This is a genomic window from Sphingobium sp. GW456-12-10-14-TSB1 (assembly GCF_059424385.1).
This window is the reverse complement of the sequence record NZ_JBWKZI010000001.1, coordinates 1,699,278-1,716,754: the sequence shown is the minus strand read 5'-3', so window position 1 is coordinate 1,716,754 and position 17,477 is coordinate 1,699,278. Positions and strand designations below refer to the sequence as shown.

15 protein-coding genes and 1 tRNA gene are annotated in these 17,477 nt (G+C 64.7%); 10 read left to right on the top strand and 6 right to left on the bottom strand.

Annotated elements, in window-relative coordinates:
• Positions 1-25: 25 nt before the first annotated feature.
• The gene (locus AC07X9_RS08370; RefSeq protein ID WP_017184204.1) at positions 26-601 is read right to left on the bottom strand and encodes a NifU family protein; all 576 of its coding nucleotides are present in this window, start codon (positions 599-601) and stop codon (positions 26-28) included.
• A gap of 97 nt (positions 602-698) precedes the next feature.
• On the opposite strand from AC07X9_RS08370, the gene AC07X9_RS08365 reads away from it, so the two are divergent.
• From AC07X9_RS08365 to AC07X9_RS08355, 3 genes are all read left to right on the top strand, one after another.
• Positions 699-1,169: a pyridoxamine 5'-phosphate oxidase family protein gene (locus AC07X9_RS08365; protein ID WP_017184203.1), complete on the top strand. Its 471-nt coding sequence runs from the start codon at positions 699-701 to the stop codon at positions 1,167-1,169.
• Positions 1,170-1,511: 342 nt separating this feature from the next.
• Positions 1,512-2,894 carry a DEAD/DEAH box helicase gene (locus AC07X9_RS08360; RefSeq protein ID WP_017184201.1) on the top strand — a complete coding sequence of 461 codons (1,383 nt, stop codon included), beginning with the start codon at positions 1,512-1,514 and terminating at the stop codon, positions 2,892-2,894.
• A 133-nt stretch (positions 2,895-3,027) separates the two neighbouring features.
• The gene (locus AC07X9_RS08355; protein ID WP_026002587.1) at positions 3,028-5,916 is read left to right on the top strand and encodes a M16 family metallopeptidase; all 2,889 of its coding nucleotides are present in this window, start codon (positions 3,028-3,030) and stop codon (positions 5,914-5,916) included.
• Between the two features lie 40 nt (positions 5,917-5,956).
• Here AC07X9_RS08355 and AC07X9_RS08350 read toward each other — a convergent pair whose 3' ends face one another.
• Positions 5,957-6,502 (bottom strand): TetR/AcrR family transcriptional regulator, encoded by a 546-nt coding sequence (locus tag AC07X9_RS08350; RefSeq protein WP_017184199.1) that lies wholly within the window; start codon positions 6,500-6,502, stop codon positions 5,957-5,959.
• Positions 6,503-6,674: 172 nt separating this feature from the next.
• Between AC07X9_RS08350 and AC07X9_RS08345 the strand changes: the two genes are divergently transcribed.
• The 7 genes from AC07X9_RS08345 (at position 6,675) to modB (ending at position 15,356) form a co-directional block, all read left to right on the top strand.
• Positions 6,675-7,823, top strand: a complete 1,149-nt coding sequence (locus AC07X9_RS08345) for an efflux RND transporter periplasmic adaptor subunit (protein ID WP_026002585.1) — start codon at positions 6,675-6,677, stop codon at positions 7,821-7,823.
• Positions 7,824-7,826: 3 nt separating this feature from the next.
• Entirely contained in the window at positions 7,827-10,979 is a 3,153-nt protein-coding gene (locus AC07X9_RS08340) for an efflux RND transporter permease subunit (protein ID WP_017184197.1), read from the top strand.
• Positions 10,980-10,982: 3 nt separating this feature from the next.
• Positions 10,983-12,383 carry an efflux transporter outer membrane subunit gene (locus AC07X9_RS08335; RefSeq protein WP_017184196.1) on the top strand — a complete coding sequence of 467 codons (1,401 nt, stop codon included), beginning with the start codon at positions 10,983-10,985 and terminating at the stop codon, positions 12,381-12,383.
• 45 nt (positions 12,384-12,428) lie between these two features.
• Positions 12,429-12,920, top strand: a complete 492-nt coding sequence (locus AC07X9_RS08330; RefSeq protein ID WP_017184195.1) for a methylated-DNA--[protein]-cysteine S-methyltransferase — start codon at positions 12,429-12,431, stop codon at positions 12,918-12,920.
• Between the two features lie 143 nt (positions 12,921-13,063).
• Positions 13,064-13,843, top strand: a complete 780-nt coding sequence (locus AC07X9_RS08325; protein ID WP_017184194.1) for an SDR family NAD(P)-dependent oxidoreductase — start codon at positions 13,064-13,066, stop codon at positions 13,841-13,843.
• A gap of 90 nt (positions 13,844-13,933) precedes the next feature.
• Positions 13,934-14,617 (top strand): ATP-binding cassette domain-containing protein, encoded by a 684-nt coding sequence (locus AC07X9_RS08320; protein ID WP_017184193.1) that lies wholly within the window; start codon positions 13,934-13,936, stop codon positions 14,615-14,617.
• Between the two features lie 37 nt (positions 14,618-14,654).
• The gene (gene modB, locus AC07X9_RS08315; protein WP_017184192.1) at positions 14,655-15,356 is read left to right on the top strand and encodes a molybdate ABC transporter permease subunit; all 702 of its coding nucleotides are present in this window, start codon (positions 14,655-14,657) and stop codon (positions 15,354-15,356) included.
• A gap of 39 nt (positions 15,357-15,395) precedes the next feature.
• Here modB and AC07X9_RS08310 read toward each other — a convergent pair.
• The 4 genes from AC07X9_RS08310 to dapB all read right to left on the bottom strand — a co-directional run bounded on the left by AC07X9_RS08310 (position 15,396) and on the right by dapB (position 17,461).
• Positions 15,396-15,472, bottom strand: a tRNA-Arg gene (locus tag AC07X9_RS08310).
• A gap of 87 nt (positions 15,473-15,559) precedes the next feature.
• Positions 15,560-15,937, bottom strand: a complete 378-nt coding sequence (locus AC07X9_RS08305; protein ID WP_017184191.1) for a hypothetical protein — start codon at positions 15,935-15,937, stop codon at positions 15,560-15,562.
• A gap of 100 nt (positions 15,938-16,037) precedes the next feature.
• Positions 16,038-16,679 carry an endonuclease III gene (gene nth, locus AC07X9_RS08300; protein ID WP_017184190.1) on the bottom strand — a complete coding sequence of 214 codons (642 nt, stop codon included), beginning with the start codon at positions 16,677-16,679 and terminating at the stop codon, positions 16,038-16,040.
• A gap of 17 nt (positions 16,680-16,696) precedes the next feature.
• Complete coding sequence (gene dapB, locus AC07X9_RS08295; protein WP_026002583.1) at positions 16,697-17,461, bottom strand: 4-hydroxy-tetrahydrodipicolinate reductase; 765 nt, start codon at positions 17,459-17,461, stop codon at positions 16,697-16,699.
• Between the last annotated feature and the right edge of the window lie 16 nt (positions 17,462-17,477).

Genomic DNA, 17,477 nt, shown 5'->3' with positions numbered 1-17,477 from the left:
TGGTGGAAAGGGAAGGTTGACCCGATCAGACCGCGCGGACTTCCGTCACTTCGGGGACATAATGTTTGAGCAGTTGCTCGATCCCGTTTTTCAGCGTCGCGCTGGATGAAGGGCAGCCAGCGCAGGCGCCCTGCATCTTGAGGAATACGGTGCCCTTGTCGAAGCCGCGATAGACGATGTCGCCGCCATCATTGGCGACGGCGGGGCGGACGCGCGTGTCGATAAGATCGCGGATCTGCGCGACGATTTCGGCGTCTTGCGGGTCGTCGCCGAATGCGTCGTCATCCAGCGGCACGGCTATGCCCGCGGCCGATCCCGGCGCGAACAGCGGCATGTTGGCGGAAAAATGGTCGAGCAGGATCGACAGTATGTCCGGCTTCACGTCCCGCCATTCCGATCCCGGCGCGATCGTCACCGACACGAAATTGCCGCCGAAAAAGACGCCGGTAACATCGCCCAGCCCGAACAGCGCGTTGGCGAGCGGCGATGCCTCCGCCTCTTCAGGGGTTGCGAAATCGCGCGTTCCATCGCCCATGACCGCCTGGCCGGGGAGGAATTTGATGGTTGCCGGATTGGGCGTCAGTTCGGTCTCTATCAGCATGGCCGCTATGTGGCGATTTGCAGGCGCAAGATCAAGCGCTGCGGGAACTTCGCTGGCACCCGTCGATTGTTGGGAATGACCCAGCAGGAGAGATAGAATGACGACGCCAAAGGATATTCGCGAACATTTCTGGAGCGATATGAGCAAAAGCCCCTTCGTCATGGTGGGGTTGAGCAATAGTCAGGACCATAGCCTGCCGATGACGGCCCAGCTTGATCCCGATGCCGATCATTGCTTCTGGTTCTATACATCGCGCGACAATCGCCTGGCCCCCGGCGGCCCCGCCATGGCCCAGTTCGCGGCGAAGGATCATGGCCTGTTCGCCTGCATCAACGGCACGCTGGTCGAGGAGACCGACCCGGCGGTGATCGACCGCTACTGGTCCAAGCAGGTTGAGGCCTGGTATGAGGGCGGTCGCAATGATCCCAACCTGCTGATGCTGCGCTTCGACCTTGGCACGGCGGAAATCTGGCTGGCCGACCTGTCGCTGACGGGCGTGTTCAAGATGATGTTCGGCGGTGATGTGTCCAAGGAGATGAAGTCCAAGCATGCCGAGGTCGCGCTGTAAGGCGATTGAGCGGCATATACTGAACCCCACGGGCGTGCGAAGGCGCGTTCCCAAGGGCAGGCGGCTGCGCTTCATCGCGCGGCCGCTTGCTATTTGCCTGCATCTTCGCCATATGCGTTGCAGCGCAGCAGAGGGACCATGATGGTTCCATAGCGATTGGCAGCGTGATCGTCCGCAACCTGGGTGGCTGGAACAGCCGCAATAGGATCACGGACCGGCCAATGAGAGTCTGCGCCAAGCTTGAGGCTTCCCTTTTCACGCGGGTCGTTTCGTAACCCGCCTCGCGCCCTTCCTGCGTCCGCAGTGCAAGTTGGCGTAAAGGCCCACTTGTGAGTTTTCCAAATGCAATTCAACGATTTTGGTCTGGCCGAGCCGATCACCAAGGCGCTTGCCTCCAAAAATTATGTGACACCCACGCCCATCCAGCAAAAGGCGATTCCCGTGCTGCTGGACGGCAAGGATCTGTGCGGCATCGCCCAGACCGGCACCGGCAAGACCGCCGCCTTCGCGCTGCCCAGCCTCGACTATTTTGCCCGCAACCCCAAGCCGACGCCGATCAAGGGCTGCCGGATGCTGGTGCTGGCCCCGACCCGCGAACTGGCCGCGCAGATCGCGCAGAGCTTCCGCGATTATGGCCGCTTTTTGAGGCTGTCGGTCGAAACCGTGTTCGGCGGCGTGCCCATCGGCAAGCAGATCCGGGCGCTGGCCGGGGGCGTCGACATCGTCGTCGCGACGCCGGGCCGTCTGCTCGACCTGATCGACCAGCGCGCGCTGACCATCAAGGACACGGAAATCTTCGTGCTCGACGAAGCGGACCAGATGATGGACATGGGCTTCATCCAGCCATTGAAGCGCATTGCCAAGATGCTGCCCGCCGATCGGCAAAACCTGTTCTTCTCGGCCACGATGCCCAAGGAAATCGAGGCGCTGGCCGCCCAGTTCCTCAACAATCCGGTCAAGGTCAGCGTTGCGCCGCAATCGACCACCGCAGAGCGCGTCCAACAGCGCGCCACCTTCGTCAATCAGGCCGAGAAGCAGGCGCTGCTCCACCTGATCCTGAAGAGCGAGGACATTGACCGCGCGCTGATCTTCACCCGCACCAAGCATGGCGCCGACCGCGTCGTGCGTTTCCTGGAAGGCGCGGGGATCGAGGCGTTCGCCATCCATGGCAACAAGAGCCAGGGCCAGCGCACCACCGCGCTCCAGGCGTTCCGCCAGGGCAAGGTGAAGCTGCTGGTGGCGACCGACATCGCCGCGCGCGGCATCGACGTGTCGGGCGTGTCCCACGTCATCAACTTCGAAATCCCCAATGTGCCCGAACAATATGTCCACCGCATCGGCCGCACCGCGCGCGCCGGGGCCGAAGGCGTTGCGATCAGCTTCGTGGCGGACGATGAGCGGCCTTATCTCAAGGCGATCGAACGGGCGACGCGGGTGAAGCTGGCGATCGAACCGCTGCCGGAGAATTTCATGGAAGCGGTGCGGAACCTGCCCAAGCCTGCCGCCCCCAAGAAGGGACCGAGCCAGACGCCGCAGCAGCAGGCGCGTCGCGCCGAAGGGCAGCGCAAATATCAGGATGGCCAGCGCCAGCAGCGCGGTACCCCCGACCGGGCGCATCGCACCGATGCCGAGGGTGGCGAGAAGCGGCCCTTCCGCCGTCGCCGCAGCGGCGGTGGCGTCGGCGCGCACAAGGGCGCGGTCCAGCGCACCGGCGCGCCGCGCTGATGCAGTCTTCCGTTCGTTTCGAGCGTGGTCGGAAAACTATTCCGACACGCTCGAAGCGAACGATATTTTGCGGCGTCCCATGACCATCTTTGTCAGTAGCCATTCAGGAAAATCCCGTTAGGCTCCCCGGCCTATGAGATTGTTCCCCCGGCGCGCCGCCGCTTCGCTGACTGTCCTTGCCCTGCTGCTGTCGGGGGCGCCTGCGCCGCTGGCGGCCCGGACGGAATCTGCCCCTGCCGCCACGTCAGGCGCGCTCGCGCCGAAGGTGCGGCCGTGGCTTTACGAAAATAGCGATGTGCCGATTGATGCCGCATGGCGGTTTGGCACTTTGTCCAATGGCCTGCGCTATGCGATCCGTCGCAACGGCGTGCCGCCGGGGCAGGTGTCCGTGCGGTTGCGGATCGACGCGGGATCGCTGATGGAGCGGCCCGACGAGCAGGGCTATGCCCATTTCATGGAGCATCTGACCTTTCGTGGGTCACGCCATGTCCCCGATGGCGAATCCAAGCGTATCTGGCAGCGGCTGGGCGTGACATTCGGCAGCGACAGCAATGCGCAGACGACGCCGACCGGCACCAGCTATGCGCTCGACCTGCCGCAGGCGACGCCGCAGAGCCTGGGCGAAAGCCTGAAGATTCTGGCGGGGATGATGGCTGATCCCAATATTGTCGACAGCGCGGTCGATGCCGAGCGCGCGGTGGTGCTGGCCGAACGACGCGAGAGCGACGGGCCGCAGACGCGGATTTCCGACGTCAGTCGCGAGCATTTCTTCGCCGGGCAACCCATGGCCGATCGTGCGCCGATCGGCACGGTGGCGACGCTCAACGCCGCGACGGCGGCGAAGATGACGGCGTTTCACGAGCGCTGGTATCGCCCGGAAAACGCCGTGATCGCGATAGCGGGGGATATTGATCCGGCGCTGGCCGAACAGCTGATCAAGGACCAGTTTGGCGGCTGGTCCGTGCCCGGCAAGGGCGCGCCCATGCCCGACTTCGGCGCGCCCGATCCCAAGTTCCCCGCCACCCGCGTTGCGGTGGAGCCGGGCGTGCCGCTGGGCCTGACGCTTGCTTGGCTGCGCCCGTGGAAGCCGCGCGCCGACACTATCCTCTACAATCAGGACAAGCTGACCGACATGCTGGCGTTGCAGATCATCAGCCGCCGGCTGGAGCAGGCGGCGCGTAGCGGTGGCAGCTTCCTGCAATCGAGTGTCGAGCAGCAGGATGTCAGCCGATCGGTCGATGGTACGTTCATGACCATCATCCCGGTGGGCGAGAATTGGCAAAAGGCGCTGGCCGATGTGCGCGGCATCGTGGAGGACGCCAAGACCACGCCGCCCAGCCAGACCGAAATCGACCGCGAATATGCGCAGATGGATACGGCGCTGGCAATCCAGGTCGAAAATGCCGATACGGAGGCGGGCGCGAAACAGGCGAGCGACCTGATCAGTGCGGTCGATATTCGCGAAACGACGGTCAGCCCCGACGCGGCGCTCAGCATCTTCCGCTCTGGCAAGGCGAACATGACCCCTGTCAAGATCGTCGAATCGACCAACCGGCTGTTTTCGGCGGGCGTGTTCCGCGCCCTGCTGGTGACGGGCACGGCGCAGCCGGGTCTGGACGCGAAGCTGGCGGCGGCCGTCGCCGCGCCGGTCAAGGCGGCGACCAATGCGCGGCTGGCCGACAAGATCGTGACGATGGCGGACCTGCCCAAGCTGGGTGCGCCGGCCACGGTCGTTTCCCGCACGCCCATTGGCCTTGCCGGAATGGAAAGCATCACCTTTTCCAACGGGGTGAAGCTGACGCTGTTCGCCAATGATGCCGAGACGGAAAAGGTGCGGATCAACGTACGCTTCGGTCATGGCCAACAGGCCTTCTCCCCGGTCAAGCCGGTGGCGAGCTGGGCAGGGGATTATGCGCTGGTGGCCAGTGGCATCGGCACGCTGGGCCAGCGCGAGCTGGACGACCTGACCAATGGTCGCCGCATGGGCATGGATTTTTCGATCGACGAAGATGCGTTCGAATTGCAGGCGGTGACGCGCCCGGCCGACTATAAGGACCAGTTGCGCCTGTTCGCGACCAAGCTGGGTGCGCCCGGATGGGACCCGGCGCCGATCGCGCGGGTCAAGGCTGGCGCGACCGTTGCCTATGACGCCATGACCCGTTCGCCCGACGCTGTGCTGGGGCGTGATCTGGGCTGGTTGCTGCATGACAAGGATGTGCGGTTTCGCACCCCGTCGCTGGCCGAAATCAACGCGCTGACGCCGCAGGCCTTCCGCGCGACATGGGAACCGATTCTGGCGTCGGGACCGATAGAGGTGCAGATTTTCGGGCAGGTAAAGCCGGACGACGCGATAGCGGCAGTGGCGCAGACGCTGGGCGCGTTGCCGCCCCGCACCGATACGCCCGTGCCCGCCGCCAACCTGGCGATGCGCTTTCCTGCCCATGTCGAAACCCCGATCGTGCTGCGGCACAAGGGCGACAAGGAACAGGCCGCCGCCGTCATGGCATGGCCGACATCGGGGGGCTTCACCCTGCAAAAGGAAGCGCGCCAGCTGGAGATACTGACACAGATCTTCAACGACCGGCTGTTCGACCGGCTGCGATCGACCGAGGGTGCGGCCTATTCGCCCAGCGTCCAGAATAGCTGGCCATTTTCCTATGAGAGTGGCGGCTATATATTGGTGACGAGCCAGGTGCGGCCCGACCGGATCGCCTATTTCTACGATGTGGTGAAATCGACCGCGGCCGATCTGGCCAGGACGCCGGTCAGCGAGGATGAATTGCAGCGGGCGGTCGCGCCGATGCGGCAGATGCTGATGCGGGCCGGGACGGGCAATGCCTTCTGGATGAACCAGATGGAAGGCGCGACCCATGATGCGCGCTATGTGGCGGCGATGCAGACGATGGCGCAGGATATGCTGACTGTCACGCCAGCCCAGTTGCAGGCGCTGGCCGCCCGCTATCTGGTTCCGGCCAAAAGCTGGTCGGCGATTGTCCTGCCCGAAGGGGTCGAGGCGAAATAGCCGGGGGGGGGGCGCTGCTGGTCCGGCGCCCCGTTTTTGTCTAGCAGATGGCGCGCAGCGCCGCGACGATCATCAGTGCGGAGAGGCGGGCGGTGTCGGTTGCGCTGAGGCTGGGGCGCGAAAGGCTGCGATGGCCAAGGCCGAACAGGCAGGCGAGGACAATTTCTTCCGCGCCGTCCAGCGCTTCGCCTGACAGGTCGGGATTGGCCGCGCAGGCAAAGTCGCGAATATAGCCGCGAAACCGCACGCACATCGCCGCGATCATATCCCCGACCGGCCGGTTGCGGAAACTTTCGGCCAGAATGTCGAAGGACAGCGCTTCGTCCTTTTCATCGACGACATGCAGCAGCAATTCCTCGAACGTCTGTTCGACCGTCAGTTCGCCAGCGTCGAGCCGCGAGCGCAGCGCATCCATATGCATGCAGCGTTCGTCATAATCCGCCTGTACGATGGCGGCGATGATGTCTTCCTTGCCCTTGAACAGACGATATATCTGCCCGACCGAAACCTGGGCTGCTACGGCCAGTTCGGCCATGGAGGATTGATGGAAGCCATGGCTGTCGAACAGCGTTCGGGCGGCTTCCAAGATCCGCTCCTTACCCGACCTTTCCGGTACGGTCTGTTTTTGCTGCGCTGCAACCAATTTGCCCTCCTAGACATTTTCTCTCTTGAATTCACATTGGCATGATCCTACCTGCCGCGCAAGCGGAATGAACGTTCATTCCGATCAGTATCCTATCAAAACGGAAATATGCGCGATGCAAAAGGGGAAGTTCATCGGTCTGCTGGCGTGTGCGTCGGCGCTGACTCTGAGTGCGTGCGGGGACAGTCCGCCGCCTGCGCCGCCGCCACCCGCCGTGGGCGTCGTAACGCTCGAGACCGGCACCGCGCCGCTGATTAATGAGCTGCCGGGACGGATCGTAGCGGTGGAAACCGCCGAAGTTCGGCCACAAATCAGCGGCGTTATCCGTCGCCGTCTGTTTGCCGAGGGCGGCATGGTGCGGGCCGGGCAATTGCTCTACGAAATCGAGGACGCCCCCTATCGCGCCGCTGTCGCGCAGGCGCAGGGTGCGCTGGCGCGGGCCAATGCGGCGATCCGGGCCACCAGCTTGCAGGCGCAGCGCTACAAGGATCTGGTCGGCATCAACGCCGTCAGCCGTCAGGAATATGACAATGCCGACGCCGCCGCGCAGCAGGCGCGCGCCGATGTTGCAGCGCAGCGTGGCGCGCTGCAATCGGCACAGGTGAACCAGAATTTCACGCGCATTCGCGCCCCCATTTCCGGTCGTATCGGCCGTTCGTTGTTCACGCCGGGCGCACTGGTGCAGGCCGGGCAGGCGGACCCGCTGGCGACGATCCAGCGCACCGACACTGTCTATGTCGATGTCACCCAGTCCGCCGCGGAGATCATCGACCTGAAGCAGGCGATGAAGAAGGGCGGCGTCAGCAGCGTGGACGGCGCGCGTATCCAGTTGCTGCTGCCCAATGGCAGCACCTATCCGATCGAGGGCCGGCTGCAATTTTCCGAAGTGTCGGTCGATCCGACGTCGGGCGCAGTGACGCTGCGCGCGACCTTCGCCAATCCCGACGGGCTGTTGCTGCCGGGCATGTATGTGCGCGCCAGGGTAGTGGAAGGCCAGCGCCGCCAGGTCATCCTGGCGCCGCAGCAGGGCATCAGCCGCGACGCGCGCGGCCGCGCGACGGCGCTGGTCGTTGGCAAGGACAATAAGGCGGAATTGCGCCAGGTAACGGTCGATCGCCCGGTGGGCGACAAGTGGATCGTTACCGGCGGGTTGAAACCTGGCGACCGTTTGATCGTCGAAGGCTTGCTCAATCTGCGCGCCGGCACGGTCGTCAAGCCCGGTGCGCCGCAGCAGGTTACCGCGTCCAACGGCGGGGCGCAGTAAATCATGGCCCGCTATTTTATCGACCGGCCCATCTTTGCATGGGTCATCGCCATCGTCATCATGCTGGCCGGTCTGCTCGCCATCAGGGCGCTGCCCGTCGCGCAATTTCCTGAAATCGCGCCGCCCACGGTCGGCATCGCAACCAGCTATCCAGGTGCCAATGCCCAGACGCTGGAAAGCACGACGACCCAGATCATCGAGCAGCAGCTCAAGGGCATCGACAATCTGCGCTATTTCTCGTCCACCAGCGATAGCGCGGGCAACCTGAACATCACGCTGACGTTCGAGCAGGGCACCGATGCGGACATCGCGCAGGTGCAGGTGCAGAACAAGCTGGCGCAGGCGACGCCGCTCCTGCCGCAGGAAGTGCAGCAACAGGGGCTGCGCGTCACCAAATCGACCGCCAGCTTCCTGATGGTGATGGCGGTCTATTCCGATGACGGCATCCATGACCAGCAGGATGCGGGCGACTTTATCGCGTCGTCGCTGCAAGATCCGATCAGCCGCGTCACCGGGGTTGGCGACACCCAGTTGCTGGGTGCGCAATATGCCATGCGGGTGTGGCTGGACCCCTACAAGATGGCCAATCTGGGCGTCACGACGGGCGACGTGAAGGCCGCGATCCAGGCGCAAAATGCGCAGGTATCGGCGGGCCAGATCGGCGGCACGCCATCGCCAAAGGGCCAGGCGCTCAACGCCACCGTCACCGCCCAGTCGCGCTTGCGTACGCCGGAGGAATTCCGCGCCATTCGCCTGCGCAGCAACAGCGACGGGTCGGTCGTCCTGCTGTCTGACGTCGCGCGGGTCGAACTGGGATCGGAAAATTACAGTTTCGGCGCGAAGTTCAACGGCCATCCGGCCGCCGGTTTCGGCATAAAGCTGGCGCCGGGCGCCAACGCGCTGGACACGGTTACGGACGTCAAGGCGCAGATCAAGACGCTGTCGAGGAATTTCCCGTCCTGGGTCAAATATGACTTCCCGGTCGACAATTCGACCTTTGTGAAACTGTCGGTCGAACAGGTTATCCACACGCTGATCGAGGCAGTGTTGCTGGTGTTCGTCGTCATGTTCCTGTTCCTTCAGAACTGGCGCGCGACGTTGATCCCCACCATTGCCGTGCCGGTCGTGCTGCTGGGATCGCTCGCGATCCTGCATGCGGCGGGCTTTACCATCAACACGCTGACCCTGTTCGGCATGGTGCTGGCGATCGGCCTGCTGGTCGACGACGCCATCGTCGTCGTCGAAAATGTCGAGCGGCTGATTCAGGATGAAGGCCTCAGTCCCAAGGAAGCGGCGAAAAAGTCGATGGACGAGATTAGCGGCGCGCTGATCGGCATCGGCCTGGTGCTGTCCGCGGTGTTCCTGCCCATGGCATTCTTTGGCGGGTCCACCGGCGTCATCTTCCGCCAGTTTTCGATCACCATCGTTTCGTCCATGATCCTGTCGGTGCTGGTCGCGCTGATCCTGACGCCCGCGCTGTGCGCCACGATCCTGAAACCGGCCCGGCATGACCATGCGACGCAGAAGGGCTTTTTCGGCTGGTTCAACCGCACGTTCGACAAGGGCGTTGTCCGCTATGGGCAGGGCGTCGAGAAGGTCGAGCGGCGCTGGGGCCGGACCATGCTGGTCTTTGGCCTGGTGACCGTTGGCATGGCGGTCATCTTCCTGCGCCTGCCGACCGGCTTCCTGCCCGAAGAGGATCAGGGCCGCATCATCAACCAGATTTCGCTGCCCACCGGCGCGACGATCGAGGAGACGGAGCGGACGCTGGACCGGGTGCGCGACTATTATCTGACGCAGGAAAAGGACAATGTCGCGGCGGTCTTTACCATTTCCGGCTTCGGCTTTGTCGGGCAGGGCCAGAATGTCGGCATCGCCTTCGTGCCGATGAAGGACTGGAAGCTGCGCAAGGGGCAGGACAACAGCGTCATGGCGATCGCCGAGCGCGCCAATGCCGCCCTGCACAAGATTTCCGCAGGCATGGTCATCGCGTTCGTGCCGCCAGCGGTGCAGGAACTGGGCAATGCGTCGGGTTTCGACTTCCAGTTGCTGGACCTTGGCAGTGTGGGCCATGAAAAGTTGCTGGAGGCGCGCAACCAGTTGCTGGGCATGGCGATGCAAGACAAGCGATTGGCGCAGGTGCGGCCCAATGGCCTGGAGGACAGCGCACAGTTGAAGCTGACCGTCGATCAGGCGGCGGCGGGTGCGCTGGGCATCGCGCAGGCGGACGTCAACGACACGATCAGCACCAATCTGGGCAGCGCCTATGTCAATGACTTCATTGATCGCGACCGGGTGAAGCGCGTGTTCGTGCAGGCCGACGCGCCGTTCCGCACCACCCCCGATTCGATCGGGGCGCTGCATGTCCGGGGCAGCAGCGGCGTCATGGCGCCCCTGTCGGCCTTCTCCACGACGGAATGGGTCACGGGTCCGGCCCGGCTGGAGCGGTTCAACGGCGTGCCGTCTATGAACATACAGGGCGCGCCCGCGCCCGGCGTGTCGAGCGGCGAGGCGATGAAGGCGATGGAGGAATATGCCGCCAAATTGCCCGCCGGCATCGGCTATAGCTGGAACGGCATTTCCTATGAGGAACGCACGTCCGGCGGGCAGGCGCCCTATGTCTATGCTCTGTCGATGCTGATCGTGTTTCTGTGCCTGGCTGCGCTGTATGAAAGCTGGTCGGTGCCGATCGCGGTGATGCTGGTGGTGCCGCTGGGCGTTTTGGGCGCGGTGATCGCGGCCACGCTGGCGGGATTGAACAACGACATCTACCTTCAGGTCGGCCTGATCACGACGATTGGCGTGTCGGCGAAGAATGCGATCCTGATCGTGGAATTCGCCGAAGAGAAGATGCGTGAGGGCATGTCGCCGGGCGCGGCCGCGCTGGAGGCAGGCAAGCTGCGTCTGCGGCCGATCCTGATGACCAGCTTTGCCTTCATCTTCGGCGTGCTGCCGCTGGCGCTGTCGACCGGGGCAGGGGCCGGTGGCCAGAATGCGATCGGCTGGGCCGTGGTCGGGGGCATGTTGTCCGCGACAGTGCTGGCGATCTTCTTCGTGCCGGTATTCTTCACCGTGGTGAAGCGGCTGTTCCGTGAACATAAGACCCATGATGCGGCGCAAGAGCAGGCAACGCCCGCCACGCCGCAGGAGGCATAAGAGATGCGTAACATCAAAGCGCTGGGCGCCATCACCCTGTCGCTGGCGCTCGCCGCGTGCGACATGGCGCCCAAATATGTGCGGCCCGCGCTGCCGGTTCCGGCGACCAGCCCGCAGGGGCCGGCCTATGGCGCGGCGGACGGGGCGGCGATCGTCCCGGCCGATACGGCATGGCGCGATTTCTTCACCGACGCGCGGCTGGCGCGGGTCATTGACACGGCGCTCGCCAATAATCGCGATTTGCGCGTCGCGCTGGCCAATGTGGAGCAGGCGCGGGCGCAATATCGGGTGCAGCGCGCCGACCTGTTGCCCGGTGTGACGGCGGGCGGCAATGCGACCTATCAGGATTCGCCCTTTTCGCTCGCCGGGTCGGGTCGGACAGACATTTATCAGGCGCAGGTCGGCATATCGGCGTGGGAAATCGACCTGTTCGGGCGGGTCCGCAACCTGAGCAAGGCCGCGCAGGAGCAATATTTCGCCAGCGTCGAAACCCGTAACGCAGCGCAGACCGCGCTGATCGCGGAGGTGGCCAATGCGTGGCTGACGATGGCGGCGGACCAGGAACGGCTGCGCATCGCCCGCGATCTGGAAAGCGCGTTCGGCAAGACGCTGGAACTGAACCGCGCGCGCTTTGCCAAGGGGATCGCGTCCGAACTGGAGGTACGGCAGGCGCAGACCAGCTATGATTCGGCACGATCGACGATCGCCGAGACGCTGACGCTGGTGGCGCAGGATCAGAATGCGCTCAATCTGCTGGCGGGTACGACGGTTCCGGCCAGCGACCTGCCCGATGCGCTGCCAGCGGCAGGCGCGACGATCGACAATCTGCCCGCCGACATATCGTCCGACGTCCTGTTGCGGCGGCCCGACATTGCGGCGGCGGAGCATCAGTTGCGCAGCGCCAACGCCAATATCGGCGCGGCGCGGGCGGCCTTCTTCCCCAATATCTCGCTGACGGCGGCGTTCGGTTCGCTGAGCCTGGGCCTGTCCAACCTGTTCGGGTCGGGCAGCCAGTTCTGGTCGGTCGCACCATCGGCTTCGCTGCCGATCTTCGACTTCGGCAAGAATAAGGGCAATCTGGCCTATGCCAGGGCGACCTATGACGCGATGCTGGCGACCTATGAAAAGAGCGTCCAGACGGGCTTTCGCGAAGTGGCGGACGCGCTGGCAAGGCGCGGGACGATGACCCAGCAGATGGAAGCCCAGACATCGCAACGGGATTCGGCGCGGGCCGCCTATACGCTGTCGGACGCGCGTTTCCGGGCCGGGGTCGATCCCTTTCTGACGACGCTGGATTCGCAGCGTGCGCTGTTCACCGCAGAGCAAAGCCTGCTGGCGACGCGGCTGACCCGTGCGACCAATATGGTCGAACTCTATCGTGCCATGGGCGGCGGCCTGAAATAAGGCGGCTTTGATCGCAAGGGGCGGAACCGATAGGGAGACTGTTCCATGACGCTAGCCACGACCCTGTTTGCTTCGCCCGTCGGCACATTGACGCTGGTGGCCAGCGACGCCGGACTGGTGGCGGTGTTGTGGGAGGATGACGATCCCGCGCGCGTGCGCCTGCCGGTGACGGCGGCACGGCCCGACCATCCCGTCCTGCGGCAGGCCGCGACGCAACTGGCGGACTATTTCGCCGGGGTGCGGCAGCATTTCGACGTGCCGCTGGATATGCGCGGCACGGCCTTTCAGCAACGGGTGTGGGCGGCCTTGCTGGCGATCCCGTTCGGGGAGACGCGCAGCTATGGCGCGATCGCCAGCGCCATCGGCCAGCCGACCGCATCGCGCGCCGTGGGGGCGGCCAATGGCCGCAACCCGCTATCGATCCTTGCGCCATGCCACAGGGTGGTGGGCAGTAACGGGGCGCTGACGGGTTTTGCCGGCGGGCTGGCCGCCAAGACATGGCTGCTGGACCATGAGCGGCAGGTTTTGGGAACATAAGGCCATAGCCTGTTGCGTCAGGGCGGCGATCTGCCTAATCTGAGGGCAACAGGAGTCATCGAAATGAACCAGCGTAACCGCTGACGCGGCACGACCTATAGCAGCGGAGCAATCCGCCCATCTGGCTCTGTTTCGAGAATATCATGCATAAATTGACCAACAAGATTTGCGTCGTCACCGGCGCTGCGCGCGGCATTGGCCGGGCGATCGCGGCGCGTTTTCATGCCGAAGGCGCGCGCGTCATCCTGACCGATATTGATGCGGGGGCCGGGGCTGCGGCTGCGGCTGAAATCGGCTGCCGCTTCATCGCACTGGATGTGCGGGAGGAGGCGGACTGGGCGCGGCTGGCCGAGGCGGTTCCTGTGATCGACGTCATGGTGAACAATGCCGGGGTGACCGGGTTCGAGCAGGGCATGGTCGCCCATGATCCTGAACATGCGACGCTGGCCGACTGGCGGGCGGTCCACCACGTCAACCTGGACGGCACCTTTCTGGGATGCCGATACGCGATCGGCGCGATGAAGGCGCAGGGCAGCGGATCGATCATCAACATTTCGTCGCGGTCGGGGCTGGTCGGCATTCCGCTGGCGGCGGCCTATGCCTCGTCCAAGGCGGCGATCCGAAATCATAGCAAGTCTGTGGCGCTCTATTGCGCGCAGCAGGGCTGGGCCATCCGCTGCAATTCGATCCACCCCGCCGCGATCCTGACGCCGATGTGGGAAAGCATGATCGGCGATGGCCCGGATCGGGAGGCGCGGATGGCGGCGCTGGTCGCCGATACGCCGCTCAAGCGGTTCGGCACGAGCGATGAAGTCGCGACGGTCGCGGTCATGCTGGCGTCCGACGAGGCGACCTATATCACCGGGACGGAGGTGAATATCGATGGCGGGCTGCTGGCGGGATCGGCCGCTGCGCCCGGCTGAGCGGGGGTTTATGCCCACGTCGCGATGGATCAGCGGGCGGCATCGCTGCGCGCTTGCATCGGCTGAGCGGATCGGGGCACAAGGGCGGCAATGTCCGTTCCCCGCCCCGCTGTGACAGCCTGTCCCGATCCATCGCCGCCTGCGACCGGGTCGACTTTCCGCATCGACGTCTGGCGCGACCTGGGTGACCGGCGGATCGCGTGCAGGATCGATGCCGGGCAGGGCGTGACGGCGTTGCTCGGCCCGTCGGGGGTGGGCAAGACGACCATACTCAACATGGTCGCCGGGCTGTTGCGGCCCGATGGCGGCCATATCCATGTGGGCGACGTGCCGCTGTTCGACGCCGCGCGGGGCATCGATGTCGCGCCGGAACATCGGCGTCTGGGCTATATCTTTCAGGACGCCCGGCTGTTCCCGCACCTGCGGGTGCGCGGCAATCTTCTCTACGGTGTGCGTCGTTCGCCCGATGCCGCCGAGGCGCTGGAGGAGATGGCCCGCTTCCTTGGCATAGCGGCGCTGCTCGACCGCTGGCCATCGACCCTGTCGATGGGGGAGGCGCAGCGCGTGGCGATTGGCCGCGCCCTGCTGACGCACCCGTCCTGCCTGTTGATGGACGAACCGCTGGCGTCGATCGACCGCGCGCGGCGCGCCGACATATTGCAGCTTGTCGAACGGTTGCGGGACGAGGTGGGCGTGCCGATCCTGTACGTCACCCACGACCTGGCGGAGGCGGAGCGCCTGTCCGCGCATATCGTCCAGATGGATTTCGAATGATGGCCGCCCGCCGGATCCAGCGCAGGAGCATGACGTGATGCTGGACCTGCCGCCCGATTACTGGCCGATCATCGCCCTGTCGATCAAGGTCAGCGCGGTTGCGGTCGGCGCGATGCTGCCGATTGCGTTCGCGCTGGCCTGGATATTGGCGCGATGGCGTTTCCCCGGCCGGATGCTGCTGGACGCGCTGGTCTATCTGCCGCTGGTGGTGCCGCCGGTCGTCACCGGGTGGCTATTGCTGCTGCTGTTCGGCGCGAACGGCCCGATCGGGCGCTGGCTGGCGGACTGGTTCGGCATCACCCTGCTGTTCCGCTGGACCGGCGCGGCACTGGCCGCCGGGATCATGGCCATGCCGCTGATGGTGCGGGCGATCCGCCTTTCGATCGAGGCGGTGGATCGACGGCTGGAAGGCGCGGCCCGGACGCTGGGGGCCGGACCGGTGCGGGTGTTCCTGACCATTTCCCTGCCGCTGTCGCTGCCCGGCGTGCTGGCGGGGGTGATATTGGGCTTTGCCCGGTCCATCGGCGAATTCGGCGCGACCATCACCTTCGTGTCCGATATTCCGGGCGAAACCCGCACGCTTCCCATCGCCATCTACGCAGCGTTGCAAGCGCCCGGCGCAGAGGCCGTGGTCACGCGGCTGGCCATCGCGTCGATCCTGCTGTCGCTGACCGCCCTGCTCTTGTCCGAAGTGCTGGCCCGGCGCATGGCGGCGGGGGTTCGAAGCTATCGGGCCTAGGCCGCCGGGATATAGGAAATTGCGTGCCCCCGGATGGGGTGGTGCACCCAAGTGGATTCGAACCACTGGCCTTTGCCTTCGGAGGGCAACGCTCTATCCAGCTGAGCTATGGGTGCATGACGCTGGCCGGTGAGCCGTGTCAGACAGGCCGCTTAGCAAAGGCCGTTCGTCCGCGCCAGCGGCAAAATCGCCGCCGGGCCATCTTATTTCGATGCTTTTTTCATCGGCTGGAATTTGCCCAGGCCACAGCTGGCCCCCGGTTGCAGGCCGGGACCATTGTTCCACAGCACGGTGATGATATCGACCGAACAGAGTTGCGACAGGCTGGTGCGGTAGGAAAAGCGCTTTTCAAAACCCAGGCTGGGGCAGCTGTTGGGCAGGGTGTTGCGGTAGATTTTATTGCCGTTCATGATGAAATCGATGGTGCGGTCATCGCGAACATTGGTCGAGCGGATCGAGGTTAGCGGAATGCAATCCATGGCCTTCGCGCCGGTCGGGACATAGGGGTCGGGCGTGGTCTTGGCGATGGCGGGGGCGGCGGCCAGGGCCAGCGCGAAACCCAAAGCGAAACGGACGGACATATATTCTCTCCTTAGAGACGTCTTTGAACGAATCGACGTCGCAGGACTGTGAAAACCGTCCTAGCCGACCGGTTCTGAACGCAGGAAGAACAAGCAGGCGTCAGGCGGGCGGCGGGGTCTTGGGCTTGAACCGGCACAGGTCGGCGACGGGGCAGCGCCAGCATTCGGGTTTGCGCGCCTTGCAGACATAGCGGCCATGCAGGATCAGCCAGTGATGGGCGTCGCGGCGGAAGGGTTGGGGGACGCGCTTTTCCAATTTCGCCTCGACCGCCAGCACCGTCTTGCCCGGTGCCAGCCCGGTGCGGTTGCCGACGCGGAAGATGTGGGTATCGACCGCGAAGGTTTCCTGCCCGAAGGCGGTGTTGACGACGACATTGGCGGTCTTGCGCCCGACGCCGGGCAGGGTGGTCAGCGTGTCGCGATCCTGTGGTACTTCCCCGCCGAAATCGCGGACCAATATGTCCGACAGGGCGATGACATTCTTCGCCTTGGTATTGAACAGGCCGATCGTGCGGATATGGGCTTTGAGGCCATCCTCGCCCAGATCGACCATCTGCTGCGGCGTCGTGACGTCTGCGAAGAGGGCGCGGGTCGCCTTGTTGACGCCGACGTCCGTGGCCTGCGCCGAGAGCGTCACCGCGACCAGCAGCTGATAGGGGTTGCCATATTCCAGCTCCGTCACGGGCGCGGGATTGGCTTCGGCCAGGCGGCTGAAAAAGTCGAAGATCTGCGCTTTGTTCATGACGATGCTCAGGGGCGTCAGAGGCCCAATACGCCCTTCATGTCGTACCGCCCGACGCTCTGGCCGATCAGCCATTGCGCGCCCTTGACCGCGCCGCGGGCGAAGATGGTGCGGTTTTCGGCGCGGTGGCCGATTTCGATCCGTTCGCCTTCGGTTGCGAAGATGACCTGATGGTCGCCCGCGACCGATCCGCCGCGCAGGGCCGCAAAGCCGATCGCGCCGCTTGCCCGTGCGCCGGTGATGCCGTCCCGACCGCGTTCGCTATGGTCGGAGAGCGTGATGCCGCGCCCGTGTGCCGCGGCCTGGCCCAGCAGCAGGGCGGTGCCGGACGGGGCATCGACCTTGTGCCGGTGGTGCATTTCGACGATTTCGATATCCCAGTCATCGCCAAGGCCCGCTGCGGCCTGTTCCACCAGCGCGGCGAGCAGGTTGACGCCAAGCGACGTGTTGCCGGTCTGGAGGACGGGGATCATTGCTGCGGCTTCGTCGATCAGGGCGTGATGGACGGCTTCAAGGCCCGTGGTGCCGATCAGGATCGGCTTGTTGGCGGCAATGCAGACATCGAGATGAACAGAGAGGGCGCCCGGTACGGAGAAGTCGATCAGCACGTCGCTGCGCTCGGCGAGCGCCAGCGGATCGGTGGTGATGGCGATGCCCGGCGCGATCTCACCCGTGCCGTCGCGGTCGGTGCCGCCCGCTATGCCAAGGCCGGCGTCCGCCGCGACCTGCGCAATGGCGCGGCCCATGCGGCCAGCCGCCCCGAAAATCCCGATAGTCGTCATGTTCGCCCCGTTCGCA